This is a genomic window from Enterovibrio litoreus (assembly GCF_045679545.1).
In the GTDB taxonomy this organism is placed as follows: Bacteria; Pseudomonadota; Gammaproteobacteria; order Enterobacterales; family Vibrionaceae; genus Enterovibrio.
On record NZ_CP166194.1, the window covers coordinates 561,821 to 578,108 of the forward strand.

At 47.5% G+C, this 16,288-nt stretch carries 15 protein-coding genes; 13 read left to right on the top strand and 2 right to left on the bottom strand.

Features of this window, described 5'->3' with window-relative positions:
* Nucleotides 1-5: 5 nt before the first annotated feature.
* The 3 genes from AB8599_RS02460 (at nucleotide 6) to AB8599_RS02470 (ending at nucleotide 2,559) form a co-directional block, all read left to right on the top strand.
* Entirely contained in the window at nucleotides 6-812 is an 807-nt protein-coding gene (locus AB8599_RS02460; RefSeq protein WP_407332232.1) for a sulfite exporter TauE/SafE family protein, read from the top strand.
* Between the two features lie 13 nt (nucleotides 813-825).
* Nucleotides 826-1,626, top strand: coding sequence for a prolipoprotein diacylglyceryl transferase (gene lgt / locus AB8599_RS02465; RefSeq protein ID WP_407332233.1), 801 nt, complete (start codon nucleotides 826-828; stop codon nucleotides 1,624-1,626).
* Between the two features lie 93 nt (nucleotides 1,627-1,719).
* Nucleotides 1,720-2,559 (top strand): thymidylate synthase, encoded by an 840-nt coding sequence (locus tag AB8599_RS02470; RefSeq protein ID WP_407332234.1) that lies wholly within the window; start codon nucleotides 1,720-1,722, stop codon nucleotides 2,557-2,559.
* A 193-nt stretch (nucleotides 2,560-2,752) separates the two neighbouring features.
* Here the strand turns inward: AB8599_RS02470 and AB8599_RS02475 are convergent, their stop codons facing one another.
* A complete protein-coding gene (locus AB8599_RS02475) occupies nucleotides 2,753-3,898 on the bottom strand; it encodes a Na/Pi symporter (protein ID WP_407332235.1) in 1,146 nt (381 codons plus the stop codon).
* A gap of 423 nt (nucleotides 3,899-4,321) precedes the next feature.
* Between AB8599_RS02475 and nhaA the strand changes: the two genes are divergently transcribed.
* The 3 genes from nhaA (at nucleotide 4,322) to AB8599_RS02490 (ending at nucleotide 7,020) form a co-directional block, all read left to right on the top strand.
* Entirely contained in the window at nucleotides 4,322-5,509 is a 1,188-nt protein-coding gene (nhaA, locus tag AB8599_RS02480) for a Na+/H+ antiporter NhaA (RefSeq protein WP_407332236.1), read from the top strand.
* A gap of 210 nt (nucleotides 5,510-5,719) precedes the next feature.
* Nucleotides 5,720-6,607, top strand: coding sequence for a transcriptional activator NhaR (gene nhaR / locus AB8599_RS02485; protein WP_407332237.1), 888 nt, complete (start codon nucleotides 5,720-5,722; stop codon nucleotides 6,605-6,607).
* Between the two features lie 113 nt (nucleotides 6,608-6,720).
* The gene (locus AB8599_RS02490) at nucleotides 6,721-7,020 is read left to right on the top strand and encodes an ArsR/SmtB family transcription factor (RefSeq protein WP_407332238.1); all 300 of its coding nucleotides are present in this window, start codon (nucleotides 6,721-6,723) and stop codon (nucleotides 7,018-7,020) included.
* A gap of 74 nt (nucleotides 7,021-7,094) precedes the next feature.
* Here AB8599_RS02490 and rpsT read toward each other — a convergent pair whose 3' ends face one another.
* Nucleotides 7,095-7,355: a 30S ribosomal protein S20 gene (gene rpsT / locus AB8599_RS02495; RefSeq protein ID WP_016961683.1), complete on the bottom strand. Its 261-nt coding sequence runs from the start codon at nucleotides 7,353-7,355 to the stop codon at nucleotides 7,095-7,097.
* A gap of 294 nt (nucleotides 7,356-7,649) precedes the next feature.
* Here rpsT and murJ point away from each other — a divergent pair, with 294 nt between their 5' ends.
* From murJ to dapB, 7 genes are all read left to right on the top strand, one after another.
* Complete coding sequence (gene murJ, locus AB8599_RS02500; protein WP_407332239.1) at nucleotides 7,650-9,209, top strand: murein biosynthesis integral membrane protein MurJ; 1,560 nt, start codon at nucleotides 7,650-7,652, stop codon at nucleotides 9,207-9,209.
* A 62-nt stretch (nucleotides 9,210-9,271) separates the two neighbouring features.
* The gene (gene ribF, locus AB8599_RS02505) at nucleotides 9,272-10,213 is read left to right on the top strand and encodes a bifunctional riboflavin kinase/FAD synthetase (protein WP_407332240.1); all 942 of its coding nucleotides are present in this window, start codon (nucleotides 9,272-9,274) and stop codon (nucleotides 10,211-10,213) included.
* A 25-nt stretch (nucleotides 10,214-10,238) separates the two neighbouring features.
* Nucleotides 10,239-13,067 carry an isoleucine--tRNA ligase gene (gene ileS, locus AB8599_RS02510; RefSeq protein WP_407332241.1) on the top strand — a complete coding sequence of 943 codons (2,829 nt, stop codon included), beginning with the start codon at nucleotides 10,239-10,241 and terminating at the stop codon, nucleotides 13,065-13,067.
* Between the two features lie 93 nt (nucleotides 13,068-13,160).
* The gene (gene lspA, locus AB8599_RS02515) at nucleotides 13,161-13,673 is read left to right on the top strand and encodes a signal peptidase II (protein ID WP_407332242.1); all 513 of its coding nucleotides are present in this window, start codon (nucleotides 13,161-13,163) and stop codon (nucleotides 13,671-13,673) included.
* 155 nt (nucleotides 13,674-13,828) lie between these two features.
* Nucleotides 13,829-14,260, top strand: coding sequence for an FKBP-type peptidyl-prolyl cis-trans isomerase (fkpB, locus tag AB8599_RS02520; RefSeq protein ID WP_407332243.1), 432 nt, complete (start codon nucleotides 13,829-13,831; stop codon nucleotides 14,258-14,260).
* A gap of 27 nt (nucleotides 14,261-14,287) precedes the next feature.
* Entirely contained in the window at nucleotides 14,288-15,232 is a 945-nt protein-coding gene (gene ispH / locus AB8599_RS02525; protein WP_407332244.1) for a 4-hydroxy-3-methylbut-2-enyl diphosphate reductase, read from the top strand.
* A 153-nt stretch (nucleotides 15,233-15,385) separates the two neighbouring features.
* Nucleotides 15,386-16,195 (top strand): 4-hydroxy-tetrahydrodipicolinate reductase, encoded by an 810-nt coding sequence (gene dapB, locus AB8599_RS02530; RefSeq protein ID WP_407333161.1) that lies wholly within the window; start codon nucleotides 15,386-15,388, stop codon nucleotides 16,193-16,195.
* Nucleotides 16,196-16,288 lie beyond the last annotated feature (93 nt).

The following is a 16,288-nucleotide window of genomic DNA, read 5'->3' on the forward strand; positions in this document are numbered from 1 at the left end:
ATTTTATGGTTGATGCCACCTTATGGCTGTTCGGGGCATGCCTTGTACTCGGCAGTTGCGTGGGTTTGCTAGCAGGCTTACTCGGCATTGGTGGTGGTTTGGTTGTCGTACCTGCGTTATCGGTGCTGCTGCCTTGGGCAGGAATAACCCCCTCATTGGTGATGCCAATAGCGCTTGCCACGTCGCTCGCCAGTATTGTGATTACGTCTTCTTCCTCCGCCTATACCCATTATCGTTTAGGCAATGTGCTGCCTGCCGTTGTGCGCAGTCTGTTGCCAGGTATATTGTTGGGTGGTGTGTTAGGAAGCGCGATTGCCGATCGGATGCCCACCGAATATCTGCCACGTGTGTTTGGCGTCATCGTGCTTTTGCTGGCACTTCAAATGGTGTTATCGCTGCGGGTTAAGCCAGCAAAACCCTTCCCTTCGCCGGCAAGAAATGTATTCAGCGGCGGTCTGATAGGCATGGTTGCTAGCCTTGCGGGTATCGGAGGTGGTTCATTGACTGTGCCTTACCTCAATTACTATGGCGTTGAAATGCGCCAAGCGATCGGCAGTGCCTCTTTGTGTGGTGTTTTTCTCGCGTTGGCAGGTATGGCTGGTTTTATCTTTTTTGGGCTGACTCAAACTGAAACCTTACCAAGCTTCAGTGTCGGATATGTTTACTTACCCGCATTGATTGGTATTGTAGTCACCTCTGTTTTTACCACGCGATACGGCGCGAGGCTGACTTCACGATTGCCAACGCCGATTATCAAGCGTGTTTTTGCCGTGTTCTTGCTCTTGGTTGGGGCAAGTATGTTTTTAAGCTAAGGAAGACAACGCTATGTCTCTGACATTCCCCCAAATAGATCCCATCCTGATTGAAATTGGCCCGCTGGCGGTACGCTGGTATGGCTTAATGTATCTTGCCGGCTTTGCATTCGCCCTTTGGTTAGCCAACCGTCTTGCTGACAAGCCTGGTAGTGGCTGGACTCGCGATGAGGTCAGTGACTTACTGTTTGCAGGGTTCTTGGGCGTTGTGCTGGGCGGGCGTATTGGCTATGTGCTCTTCTATCAATTTGACGCGTTCCTTGCTGACCCGATCTTTTTGTTCAAAGTATGGACGGGGGGAATGTCTTTCCATGGTGGCTTGCTGGGTGTTATCGCCGCTATGTTCTGGTTTGCACGCAAAACCAAGCGCACCTTCTTCACTGTGTCTGATTTCATTGCGCCGCTGGTACCATTTGGGTTGGGTGCAGGACGATTGGGTAACTTTATCAATGGTGAACTGTGGGGGAGAGCGACAGATGCGCCTTGGGGCGTGATTTTCCCTACAGGTGGGCCGATTGCCCGTCATCCTTCACAGCTTTATGAATTTGCCCTTGAAGGTGTGGTGCTGTTCCTTATCCTTAACTGGTTTGCTCGCAATCCACGCCCTGCGGGCGCGATTTCAGGCTTATTCTTGATTGGGTATGGTTCGTTCCGCTTTATCGTCGAATTCTTCCGTGAGCCTGATGCACACCTCGGCCTATTCGGCGATTGGATAAGCATGGGACAAATTTTGTCGACACCGATGATTATTGGTGGGGCACTCATGATGGTTTGGGCATATCGTCGCGCACAAAACGCGACGCGTTCGGCCTAATTTGCATTCTAAAACCGCAGCCTGTCTGCGGTTTTCTTTGTCATTAATCTGACATCTGGCTTGCTGCTTGGATGGGTAACGTAAGGAAAAATCATGAAGCAATATCTTGATTTGATGCAGGATATCATTGATAACGGCAGCGATCGCGGCGATCGCACCGGGGTGGGTACGCGTTCTGTCTTTGGTCGACAACTGCGCTTTGATCTCAGTGAAGGTTTCCCGATGCTGACGACCAAGAAACTCTATACACGTGCCATTATTCAAGAGTTGCTTTGGTTCTTAAATGGCGACACAAACATCAAATATCTGCAAGATAACAACGTCAGTATTTGGGACGAGTGGGCGACAGAAAGCGGTGACCTTGGCCCTGTATATGGTGCCCAATGGCGTTCATGGGCATGCCCTGATGGCTCTACTGTTGATCAAATCGCCGATCTTATTGAGCAAATCAAAACCAAACCTAACTCGCGTCGTCATATCATCACCGCATGGAATCCAGCCGATTTACCGGATGAGAGCATCAGCCCTCAGGCTAACGTTGAGCAAGGTAAAATGGCGTTGGCACCTTGCCACTGTTTATTTCAGTTCTATGTTGCTGATGGCAAATTGTCATGCCAGCTTTATCAGCGCAGTGCAGATTACTTCCTTGGTGTACCGTTCAATATTGCCAGCTATGCCTTGTTCACGCATATGATTGCGCAGCAATGTGATTTGGAAGTCGGGGACTTTGTCCATACTTTTGGTGATGTGCACCTTTATCATAATCACCTAACGGATGACATCGTTTTCGAGCAACTTAGACGAGCTCCTGGTAAAAAGCCGACACTGACCATTGCACGTAAGCCAGATTCTATTTTTGATTACACGTTGGAAGACTTTGTTATCGAAGGGTATGACGCGCAGCCTAGCATTAAGGCGCCTATCGCGATTTAAGCATTCAGTTTGAAGAGCTGGTTTTGAAGGGTTGGTTTTGAGAAGCCGGGGGATTCCCCGGCTTTTTTGTGGTCAATCAAGAGCCGAGCCTAGGAACAGAAGGACCTAGTTACCAGGAAGGGTGCAACGCCAGCGCTATTTTCCCAAAACAAAAACGCCCGCATAAGCGGGCGTTTATCGAATGCGTGTCGACTTACTGTGTTGCTAACATCACTAGTGATGGAATTGCAACAAACACCAGACCAAGGTAAGCAACCACAGCCAACTTGCTCTTAGCTGCAGCATCACCCAGCTTCTCTGCACACTTCAATGGGATTTCGCGCAAGAATGGCGTACCAAAGATAAGCAGCGTAGCGAGCACGTTGAACACAAGGTGTACCAGCGCGATTTGCAAGGCAAATACCGCATTAGGGCCAGTGACTGCCGTCGCTGCCAGTAGCGCAGTGATACAAGTGCCAATGTTTGCACCTAGGGTAAACGGATAGACATCGCGAACCTTAAGGACGTTTGTGCCAACCAATGGAACCATCAAGCTCGTTGTCGTTGAAGAAGACTGAACCAGAATTGTCACCAGGGTACCAGATGCAATGCCGTGCATAGGACCACGACCGATTGCATTGTGAAGAAGCTCTTTAGCGCGACCAACCATCAGTTTGCGCATCAATTTGCCCATCATAGTGATAGCAGCAAAGATAAGCGCGATACCAAGAATAATCAGTGCAACGCCGCCCCAGTCACCAGGTAGTGAAGAGAAAAGACCTTTGGTGCCGTTAACCAAGGGCTTAGTCAATGGACCCATAAAGTCCAGACCTTTCATGCTCAGGCTGCCATCAAACATTAGGGGTGCAACCAACCAGCTCGAAATTTTGTCTAGCAGGCCAAACATCATTTCTAAAGGAAGGAAAATGGAGACTGCCATTAAGTTAAAGAAGTCATGAACCGTTGCACAGGTGAATGCACGGCGGAATTCTTCTTTACAGCGTGCGTGGCCGAGGCTCACCAAGGTATTGGTTACAGTTGTGCCAACGTTGGCACCCATAATCATAGGAATCGCTGTTTCGACTGGTAAGCCACCGGCAACCAGACCAACAATAATCGATGTGACTGTGCTTGAAGATTGGATCAGTGCAGTTGCCACGATACCGATCATCAAACCTGCTACAGGGTGAGAGGCGAATTCAAACAGGGTTCTTGCTTCGTCACCTGCCGCCCATTTAAAACCACTACCAACCATGGAAACTGCAACAAGCAGAAGATAAAGCATCAGTGCCAGGTTGGCCCAACGTACCCAATTCTTAGAGCTGTTAATTGGAGCAGCAGTAGAAGCTTGGGATGTCATAAGGAAATCTCCGAGACAGTTGTATGTCAGATTTGTGTCAATGAATTAATCTGAGCGAATAGTAGGTAGGAAATATTTCACTAATATTACAGTTTTAATCTAGAGCACTGACCAATGGTAAGAATAGGTGTAAAGCCACATGCCAACCTTTGGTTTTTATGAATTAAAACAATAATTTACATGTGGTTGTTTGACGAAGTCTAAATGGTCAAAAAGCGTCCAAACAGGCTTTGTTTTTCATCACGGATGTCATGTTTGATGGGCATTTATGACAGAGTTATGTTTAACACCACGAAAAAAGTGTCATTTTCTGGTGGAAACTTCGGATATTCCGAGGTTTAATCTCCAAACAACCGATTTTTCTTTAATGATGATTGGTGACTAGACTAATAGGGATTACTTAATGTTAACGGAGTGCTTTGAATGACTGATGCGATTCGTCAGTTTATGAAGATGGAGTCAGCAGGTGGTTTAGTGCTGATTGTTGCTGCAATTTTGGCGATTGTGATTGCCAACTCACCTTTGCAGCCGCTGTATGATGGCGCTCTTCATAGCTATATAGCTGGTTTATCGGTCGCACATTGGATTAATGATGGCCTGATGGCTATCTTCTTTATGCTGATCGGACTAGAAGTGAAAAGGGAGCTCATTGAGGGCGCTCTCAATACAAAAGAGAAAGCAATTTTCCCTGCCATTGCCGCTGTAGGTGGTATGTTGGCTCCCGCGTTGGTTTATCTAGCGTTTAACTATTCTGATCCGGTGACCATAAACGGTTGGGCGATTCCGGCTGCTACAGACATTGCGTTCGCACTTGGCGTAATGGCATTGCTCGGAAAGCGCGTTCCTTTGTCACTGAAAGTGTTCTTGCTCGCGTTGGCAATTATTGATGACTTAGGTGTTATCGTTGTCATTGCTCTGTTTTATAGCAGTGATCTGTCAGTTACTGCGCTGGCGGTTGCCTTTATTTCTACAGCGGTATTGTTCCTAATGAACAGTAAGAACGTCACGGGTGTGAAATGGTACTTACTGGTTGGTGCAATTCTTTGGTTCAGCGTATTGAAATCTGGCGTACATGCGACGTTGGCAGGCGTAGTGCTTGGTTTTGCAATACCATTGGCGGGTGGCAAAGACGGCAAGTCCCCGCTGAAAACGCTGGAGCATGCTATTCACCCATATGCTGCGTTTCTGATTCTACCCTTGTTTGCATTTGCTAATGCAGGCGTCTCGTTGGAAGGCGTGTCACTGGCAAGCCTGACTAACATGCTGCCGCTAGGTATTGCGTTGGGTCTGCTGATTGGTAAGCCGTTAGGTATTTTCACCTTCAGCTGGATTGCCGTAAAAACAGGTGTGGCGCGATTGCCTGAAAACGTCAACTTTAAGCAAATCTTTGCCGTATCACTGCTGTGTGGTATTGGCTTTACGATGTCGATATTTATCTCTTCGCTCGCGTTTGTGGGCGTAGACCAAAGCTACATTACCTTCTCGAGATTAGGTATTTTGATTGGCTCTACCGTTTCAGCAATAGCAGGTTATGCGCTGTTGGCTGTCGTATTGCCTAAATCTCCTGTGGAAGAAGGTGGCGATGGTAAAAAAGTGAGTATTGATTATTAAGGGTGTGATGTATTGCACTATCGGTATGACAACAGGTTGTGCAGATTCAAACCATCGTTGTTAAAAGCAGCGAGTAGGGATGAGTGCTGGAGCAGAAGGTGGTATCTCTATTGTGTGTATCACCTTCACTGAAAAATACTGGATAACGACCGAATAAAAAAGCGTCATCACTACGTAACCGTGGTGTGACGCTTTTTACGTTGAGAAGCTATGTCACATTTAAATTACAACCACCTCTATTATTTTTGGATGGTTTGCAAGAAAGGCTCGGTTTCGAAAGCGGCTGAGGCTTTGTTTCTCACACCCCAGACAGTAACGGGTCAAATACGCACCCTAGAAGACCGCCTGAGCGGCAAACTGACGAAACGCTCTGGTCGGCACGTTGAACCGACAGAACTCGGTCAGTTGGTTTTCAAGTACGCTGACAAGATGTTTGGGATTAGCTACGAGATGCTAGATATCATCAATTACAGTCAGAGAGAGAATGAATTGTTTGATGTCGGGGTTGCCGATGCATTGTCAAAAAGCTTAGTGAGCCGTGTCTTACTCAAAGCTATCCCCGAAGATGACGGCATTCATCTTCGTTGCTTTGAATCAACCCATGAACTGCTTCTTGAGCAACTGAGGCAGCATAAGCTGGATATGATTTTGTCTGACTGTCCAGTGGACTCAAGCCAAAGTCCTGGTTTGTTTAGTGTGAAGATAGGGGAAAGCATGATGAGTTTTTTCTGTTCTGGCCCTGTTTCAAAAAAGAGATTCCCTGCCATAATTGAAGAGCATAGGTTGCTGATTCCTGGTAGTCGAACAGCGATGGGGCGAAAGTTGATGCATTGGTTTGATAGTCAAGGCATCACGCCAACGATTTTAGGCGAATTTGATGATGCCGCCCTCATGAAGGCATTTGGAGCAAATCACAACGCGATGTTTGTTGCACCAACCTTTTACTCAGCAGATGTGCTCGACTTGCCGGACATACAAGAAGTCGCGAAAGTTGAGGAGCTAAAGGAAGAGTATTACGCCATCTTTGCTGAAAGAATGATCCAGCATCCTGCCGTAAAACGTATATGCGAGGCTGATTTTAGTAAGCTCTTTCATTAGCCTTTTCTTATGAAATGACTTTCTTAAACGCAAGGCAATTTTGCACATTTGCTAAGTGTTACACTTAAGCCAATGTGAACAACCCTTTAGATGTAGGTGAATAGGCAGTAAGTATGGAATTAAAACAAATGCAGGAAACTGGGCCCAAAGCAGTGCAATTGCTCAAAGCAATGGCAAATGAGCGCAGGTTATTCATACTTTGTTATTTGCTGGAAGGGGAAATGTCGGTTGGAACGCTTAGTGAAAAGCTAGAGCTAAGCCAGTCAGCACTGTCACAACATTTGGCATGGTTACGACGTGATGGCTTGGTGGCGACGCGTAAAGAGGCACAAACCGTATACTACTCACTGAAGAGCATCGAGGTGCAGACTATTATGATGACCTTGCATCAGCTCTACTGCAAAGACAATTGAGACAAACAAAAAACAGCAGAAATAAAAAAAACCGGCTTTAGGCCGGTTTTTTTTATTTCAAATCTTAGCGCTTATTACAGAGCTTTGATTTGAGCAACTAGGCTAGCTTTATGACGAGCGGCCTTGTTCTTGTGGATAAGGCCTTTAGTAGCCATACGGTCAAGAATAGGTTGTGCTTCAGCAAATGCTTTAGTAGCTGCTTCTTTATCACCAGCAGCAATAGCGGTGATGGTTTTTTTCAGATAAGTGCGCATCATTGAGCGACGGCTTGCATTGTGCTGACGGCGCTTCTCAGATTGGATTGCACGCTTCTTAGCAGATTTGATATTCGCCAAGGGTCTAACTCCCAAATCTTATATTCGGTGACAATTTAAGGCCGAGGAATATGCCCCGTTTTACCCTAGTTGTCAATTCATTTGTGCAATAATCCGCCGCATTGCCATTGCAATGGCATGTGACGAACATCGCGGTTAATATGGCGGCAGATTCTACCAGCATTCTTGGTATGAAGTAAGCCTTTTATCTGTCTTTTCGCAGTTGTCACAACGTCTCGGATTGAATAAGAAAAGACGTGTTACCATCAGCGGTCGAGTGCATCTTACTTTATTTTTCGTTTTAAGGGGTTACAGGTGTCAAAGCGATTGCTCCGCTCGGGGCTGATTGTCAGTTTTATGACCATGGTTTCGCGCGTCATGGGTTTGGTGCGTGATGTTGTTATTGCGAACCTGATGGGCGCTGGCGCCGCCGCAGATGTGTTCTTTTTTGCCAATAAGATCCCGAATTTCTTGCGTCGACTGTTCGCTGAGGGGGCATTCTCACAGGCATTTGTTCCCGTACTGGCTGAGTATCAAGCTAGCGATGACAAAACAAAAACTCGCGAACTAATCGCTTATGTATCAGGCACTTTAGGTGTTCTGGTGACCATTGTCACTTTGGTTGGTGTGATTGCATCACCAGTAATTACCGCACTTTTTGGTATGGGGTGGTTTGTTGATTGGTGGAATGATGGCCCATCGGCATACAAATTCGAATTGGCATCGTTGATACTGAAAATCACGTTCCCCTATCTGTGGTTTATCAGCTTTGTGGCGTTAGCGGGTTCTATTTTGAACACACTTGGTCGTTTTGCTGTTTCGTCTTTTACGCCTGTATTTCTCAATATTGCGATGATTTCTGCCGCGATTTGGATAGCTCCCGGCATGGATCAACCTGAAATTGGCTTGGGTATCGGTGTTTTTCTGGGTGGTTTGATTCAATTTGCGTTTCAAATCCCGTTTCTTTATCGCGAAGGCATGCTTGTCCGCCCTAAATGGGGCTGGAAACATCCCGGTGTGGTGAAAATTCGCACCTTGATGATCCCTGCGCTCTTTGGTGTGTCGGTAAGTCAGATCAATTTGTTGCTGGATACATTTATTGCCAGCTTCTTAGCGACAGGCTCCATCAGTTGGCTGTATTACTCAGACCGTTTGTTGGAGTTTCCTCTGGGTTTGTTCGGCATAGCGATCGCAACGGTGATCTTGCCAGCGTTATCCAAAAAGCACGTTGAACAAACATCGGGGCAGTTTGCTAGCACCATGGACTGGGGCATTCGTATGGTGCTGCTTTTAGGTGCTCCTGCGATGATTGGCATGATGATGTTGGCCAAACCCATGCTGATGGTGCTATTCATGCGTGGTGAATTTGGTGTGGATGATGTCAATGCCGCGTCATTGTCGCTGATTGCCTACTCATCAGGTTTGTTGAATTTCATGCTCATCAAGGTACTCGCGCCCGGGTACTACGCACGTCAAGATACCAAAACGCCCGTTCGATACGGCATCATTGCTATGGTTAGTAATATGGTATTTAACCTCATTTTTGCGTACTTCTATGGTTATGTGGGCTTGGCGATGGCGACGGCACTCTCGGCACTGGTGAATGCCGCTTTGCTGTATCGTGGACTGCACAAGCAGGGTGTTTATTGCATCAGTAAAGAAACAGCGATCTTCGCATTGCGCTTGGTGATCGCCGTGGTGCTGATGGGGGCGCTTATTTTTGGATTGATGCCGGAAAATGACCGCTGGTTGGCAATGGATTTATGGCAGCGAATTTATATGCTGTCAGGATTAATTGGCGCTGGCGCAGCCACTTACATTGTATCGTTGGTGGTTTTAGGCTTACGACCCCATCAACTTCGCACTGAAGGCTGATTGATTGGGGCGATTAGTATATAATCCGTCGGTTTTTTTGAGGGGAAAGCAGTTTTAGCACTATGGAATTGATCCGGGGTATTCATAACATCCGAGACAGCCACCGTGGGTGTGTGCTGACTATCGGCAACTTTGATGGTGTGCATTTGGGGCATCAAAAAGTGCTAAAACGCGTGGTTGAAAAAGCACATGAATTAGGGCTGCCATCAACAGTGATGGTTTTTGAGCCTCAGCCTAGAGAGCTATTTTCCCGAGAACGAGCACCGGCTAGACTGACGCGTCTGCGTGACAAGTACACCCAACTAGAAAAATTGGGTGTTGAGCGTCTCTTGGTTGTTAATTTCAATACGAAATTCGCCTCAGTGACGGCGCATGACTTTGTTCATCGCTTGTTGGCTGAACAATTGGGTGTTAAGTTTCTGGTGGTCGGCGATGACTTTCGCTTTGGCGCTGAGCGTCAGGGCGATTTTTGTTATCTGCAAAATGAAGCAAGGGATGTGGGCTTTGAAGTGGTCAGCACCCAGAGTTTTACCGTTTCTACACAGCGTGTGAGCAGTACAGCGATCCGCAATGAATTGGCAATAGGCAATCAGCTTGCTGCTGAGGAAATGCTTGGCAGGCCTTACAGCATAAGCGGTCGAGTCTCACACGGTAAAAAATTGGGGAGGACAATTGGCTTCCCGACTGCCAATGTGCCATTGAAACGTCGCGTATCACCAGTTTCGGGGGTTTACGTGGTTAAAGTTGGCGGCATCAAACAAAACCAATGGTTAGGCGGTGTGGCAAATGTCGGCACTCGGCCAACAGTTGACGGTGTGCGTCAACAACTTGAAGTACACCTTTTCGACCTAGAGGAAGATCTCTATGGTCGACATATCGAAGTCCAGCTTCTGCATAAGCTGCGTGACGAGATGAAATTCGGTTCGCTTGACGAGCTGAAAGCCCAAATTGAACTTGATGCTCAGACAGCGCGTGCGTGGTTGTCTGAGCTATCTAATAAATAATGTCCATATACGGAATGAACAATCAATGAGTGACTTTAAAGATACCTTAAACCTGCCGGAAACCGCGTTTCCGATGCGAGGTAATCTTGCTCAGCGCGAGCCACAAATGCTTAAGCGTTGGTATGAGGAAGATCTTTACGGCGAGATCCGTAAAGCGAAGAAGGGTAAGAAATCCTTCATTTTGCATGACGGCCCTCCGTATGCGAATGGCAATATTCACATTGGTCACTCAGTAAACAAAATTCTTAAAGACATTATTGTTAAGTCTAAAACACTGTCTGATTTCGATGCGCCTTACATTCCTGGCTGGGATTGTCATGGTTTGCCAATCGAGCTGATGGTTGAGAAGAAAGTCGGTAAACCAGGCCAGAAAGTGTCTGCTGCTGAGTTTCGTCAGAAATGTCGTGAGTATGCAGCCAAGCAAGTCGAAGGCCAGAAAGCGGACTTCAAACGTCTAGGCGTATTGGGCGAGTGGGACAAACCTTACTTGACCATGGATTTTAATACTGAAGCAAACATCATTCGTGCGCTAGGTAAAATCGCCGATAACGGCCACCTGCACAAAGGGTTTAAACCGGTTCATTGGTGTACCGATTGTGGGTCTGCACTAGCAGAAGCGGAAGTGGAATATGAGAACAAGGTTTCTCCATCTATTGACGTGATGTTCCGTGCCACAGACGAAGCGGCGGTGTTGTCTAAATTCGGCCTAGCTGAAGGTCACGAAGGCCATGGTGACGTGTCTATCGTTATCTGGACGACTACGCCTTGGACTCTGCCTGCCAACCGCGCTGTGGCTGTGTCTGATGCACTTGAATATGTAATGGTTCAGGTGGAAGGTGAAACGCCTCGCCGTTTGATCATGGCCTCTGAACTGGCGAAATCAGTCATGGAGCGTGCTGGCATCGAGCACTTCCATAACTTGGGTTTCTGTAAAGGTGATGCACTGGAGCTATTGCGTTTCAATCACCCGTTCTATGGTTTCAATGTGCCAGTGATTTGTGGTGACCATGTGACCACTGAATCGGGTACGGGGGTGGTTCACACCGCACCCGGTCACGGTCAAGAAGATTTCGTTGTCGGTCAAAAATACGGACTTGAAGTGGCAAACCCGGTTGGTAGTAACGGCGTTTACCTGCCAGATACTGAACTGTTTGCAGGCCAGCACGTATTGAAAGCCAATGACAACGTGATCGAAGTGCTGAAAGAACATGGTTCTTTGTTGCACCACCATGCGTATGAGCACAGCTACCCACATTGCTGGCGCCACAAGACGCCGATCATCTTCCGCGCAACGCCACAATGGTTTATCTCTATGGAGAAAGCTGGCTTACGTGCAAAGGCGCTGGAAGAGATCAAAAACGTACAATGGATCCCTGAATGGGGTCAAAACCGTATTGAGTCTATGGTCGAAGGCCGTCCAGACTGGTGTATCTCTCGTCAACGTACTTGGGGTGTGCCGATTGCCCTGTTCGTTCACAAAGAAACCTCTGAACTGCATCCAAATACGGTTGAATTGATTGAGCAAGTGGCTCAAAAAGTTGAGCAATCAGGCATTCAAGCTTGGTGGGATCTCAACATTGAAGAATTGTTGGGTGACGATGCGGCACAGTACGAAAAAGTGCTGGATACGCTAGACGTATGGTTTGACTCAGGCGCAACGCACTATGCGGTTGTTAACCAACGCGCTGAATTCAACGGCCACGAAGCGGACATGTATTTGGAAGGCTCGGATCAACACCGTGGCTGGTTCCAGTCGTCACTTATGACGTCGGTTGCGATCAAAAATAAAGCACCTTATAAGCAAGTGTTGACCCACGGTTTCACCGTTGATGGTCAAGGCCGTAAGATGTCGAAGTCGATCGGCAACGTGGTTTCGCCACAAGAAGTGATGAATAAGTTGGGTGGCGACATCCTGCGTTTATGGGTGGCATCAACGGATTATACCGGCGAGATGACCGTCTCTGATCAAATCCTGAATCGCAGTGCTGACGCGTATCGCCGTATCCGCAACACCGCGCGCTTCTTGCTAGCAAACTTGAACGGTTTCAACCCAGAAACCGACATGGTTGCGGTACAAGACATGGTGGTTGCTGACCGCTGGGCAGTGGGTAAGGCACTCGAAGCACAAGAAGAAATTCTGAAGGCGTTCGAAGAGTGTAACTTCCATGCTGTGACACAACGTCTGATGCAATTCTGTTCAGTAGAGATGGGCTCATTCTACTTAGATATCATCAAAGATCGTCAATACACCGCGAAAGCGGGTGGCCATGCACATCGTAGTTGTCAAACGGCACTGTTCCACATCGTGGAAGCATTGGTTCGCTGGATGGCACCGATCATGTCGTTCACCGCAGATGAAATCTGGAACGAAATGCCAGGTAATCGTGCTAAGTACGTATTTACTGAAGTGTGGTACGACGGCTTGTTTGGTCTGAACGATGATGAGCAACTGAACAATGCATTCTGGTCTGAACTGCTGCGCGTACGCGGCGCAGTCAACAAAGTGCTTGAACAAGCACGTAACGACAAGAAGATTGGCGGCTCACTTGAAGCGGAAGTGACCTTGTTTGCTAACCCTACGTTCGCTGCAAAACTGCAAGCGATGGGCGACGAACTGCGTTTCGTTCTGTTGACGTCGAAAGCCGATGTGGTTGCAACGGATGCGGCACCAGAATCAGCGGTTGTCACTGACTTTGATGGATTGGCTGTTGTGGTTGAGAAATCAGAAGCGGCGAAGTGTGAGCGTTGTTGGCACCATGTACCTGATGTGGGCACGATTGCAGGGCACGAAGAACTTTGTGGTCGTTGCGTGAGTAACATCGATGGTGAAGGCGAAAACCGCCAATTCGCTTAATTGCCACTTCGTTTAATTGCATAGTAGCAACACACAAAAAGCGGGCTTGATTTGGTCAAGCCGCTTTTTGCTCAACGATAGTAGGAAGGTTGGATGAAAGATCTGACAACGAAACAATCAGGTGTACGTTGGCTTTGGCTAGCGCTGCTGGTGTTCGTTCTCGATATTGGCACCAAGTTGTTAGTCATGGATACCATGGGGTATGGTTGGGCCAATCGCATTGAGATTTTGCCTTTCTTTAACCTGCTATATGTTCATAACTATGGCGCAGCGTTCAGCTTTTTGAGTGATGCGGGCGGTTGGCAACGCTGGTTCTTTGCAGCGATTGCACTTGGCGTGTCGGGACTATTGATTTACTGGATGCGTTGTACGCCAGCCAGTAACAGAATTCTAAACGTAGCCTATGCCCTCGTGATCGGTGGGGCTATTGGTAATTTGTTTGATCGTGTAGTGCATGGTTATGTTGTCGATTTTCTTGATTTCTATATCGGCAATAGCCATTGGCCAGCATTCAATCTGGCCGATGCAGCAATCTGTGTAGGTGCCGGCTTGATTGTGTTGGACAGCGTGAAAGCATCAAAAAAGCCGCACGCTGAGGCTGAATAATCACTGTGGTTTTCGGTAGTTGATACATTGATGGCGCTGCTCGTAACGACGAGCGGCGCTTTCTTCTATTTAGGGTTTTAAACCCCATGTTATTTTGTGGTTTCTAAGTGTCACTTTCTTTATAGGGCACTTTTCTAATTCAAGGATGTGAGTGAATGACGCAAATTATCGCCAACAGTGAAGTGATCATGCATTTCACCATTAAGATGGAAGATGGCTCTGTCGCTGACAGCACTAAAACATCAGGTAAGCCAGCCAAGCTGGTGATGGGTGATGGCAGCCTGACTGAGAATTTCGAAAAATGCTTACTCGGTTTGACGGAAGGCGAAGCGGCAAGTTTTACGTTAGAGCCCAATGATGCGTTTGGCATGCCAAACCCAGATAATGTCCAGCACATGGATCGCACGCTATTTGTGGGTGACGCACCCGCAGAAGAAGGTACTATCATTGCATTTGCAGGCCCTGGTGGCCAAGAGATCCCTGGTGTGATCACCGAAGTGGCGGGCGAGTCAGTGACGGTGGATTTCAACCACCCATTAGCGGGGCACCGTGTTATCTTTGACGTTGAAATTGTCAGTGTCAGTTAAAGTAAAAGTTGGTTAAAAGGCAATCCAATGAAAATCATGCTTGCGAATCCTAGAGGGTTTTGTGCTGGTGTAGATCGTGCTATCAGCATTGTTGAGCGCGCACTCGAATTATATCAACCGCCAATTTATGTTCGTCATGAAGTGGTTCATAACCGCTTTGTGGTCGAAGGGTTAAAATCTCGCGGCGCAGTGTTTGTTGAAGAGCTAAGTGAAGTTCCCGATGACAGCATCGTAATTTTCTCTGCCCACGGTGTTTCTCAAGCGGTTCGTCAGGAAGCAAAATCACGTAGCCTGACCGTGTTTGATGCTACTTGCCCCTTGGTGACCAAAGTGCATATGGAAGTCGCACGTGCAAGCCGCCGTGATATGGAAGTGGTTCTGATTGGTCACGCGGGTCATCCTGAAGTGGAAGGCACTATGGGTCAGTACGCAAGCGATACTGGCGGTATGTATTTGGTCGAGCGACCAGAAGATGTCTATAAGCTCGTCGTCAAAGACCCAACCAATCTTCATTATGTTAGCCAAACGACGTTATCTGTCGATGAAACTGCGGATGTCATTGATACCTTGCGTCAGGTGTTTCCTGAGATCCAAGGCCCGCGTAAAGATGACATTTGTTATGCGACGCAAAACCGCCAAGATGCAGTGCGCGATCTCGCGACCCAGTGCGATATTTTAGTCGTGGTTGGTTCGAAAAATAGCTCCAACTCGAATCGCTTGCGTGAGTTGAGTGAAAAGCTCGGCACTCCGGGTTACTTGATTGACTGTGCTGAAGACGTGAAACCAGAATGGTTTGATGGCAAAGCCAAAGTCGGTGTGACCGCTGGTGCTTCTGCACCGGAAGAATTGGTTAATCTGATCATAGCGCGCATTGAAGCATTAGGCGGTTCAGAGGTGGAAGAGCTAAAAGGCCGCGAAGAAAATATGTTCTTTGAAGTGCCACGTGAACTGCAAGTTAAGCAGATCCAGTAACTATCACAACGTATTTTAAAGGGAGCTGAAAGCTCCCTTTTTCATGATGCCTTCGCCAATATACATCGTGTGGCGAAAAGGGTAGAGTGAATGACAAATTATTATTTGGTGTCGGTGAACCGGCATGAACAGGACGTTAACAAGGGGAAAATGATGGTTCGCATAGCAATTGCGGGCGCTGCGGGTCGAATGGGCCGACAGCTAATTCAAGCCACGGATGCAATGGAAGGCGTTGTCTTTACAGCGGCTAGCGAGCGCTCAGAATCAAGCCTGATTGGGGCAGATGCTGGTGAACTTGCGGGCATTGGCCGACGCGATATTGCCATCGTCGATGATCTTGCGAAAGTTGCCAATGATTTTGATGTCATTATTGATTTCACAGCACCCGTTGCCACGTTGGCAAACTTAGCGCTTTGCCGTGAGCACGGTAAAAAGTTAGTGATCGGTACAACTGGCTTTACTGAAGAGCAACGCGCTGAAATTGATGCCGCCGCCAAAGACGTTGGTCTGGTGATGGCGCCAAATTACAGCGTTGGCGTTAACTTGGTGTTCAAGCTACTTGAAAAAGCCGCCAAAGTAATGGGTGATTACTGCGACATCGAAATCATTGAGGCGCACCACCGTCATAAAGTCGATGCTCCGTCTGGTACTGCTATCGGCATGGGCGAAGCTATCGCAGGTGCGATGGGTAATAAGCTAAGTGATGTGGCTGTGTATGCTCGTGAAGGGATCACGGGTGAACGTACTCGAGATGAAATCGGTTTCGCGACTATTCGCGCGGGTGACATTATTGGTGAACATACTGCTATGTTCGCTGATATTGGAGAGCGTGTCGAAATTACCCATAAAGCAACCAATCGAATGACATTTGCTAATGGCGCTGTGCGAGCAGCCAAATGGCTTGCGTCGAAAGATGCTGGCTTTTTTACCATGCAAGATGTGCTAGAACTCGATCAGTTATAAATGCCTATATATGCAGTAAGTGAATGCTTACTGCATAATTTCTTTCCTTATCCCTCATCAACCACACTATTACGTCTAGTGTGAATAAACCTC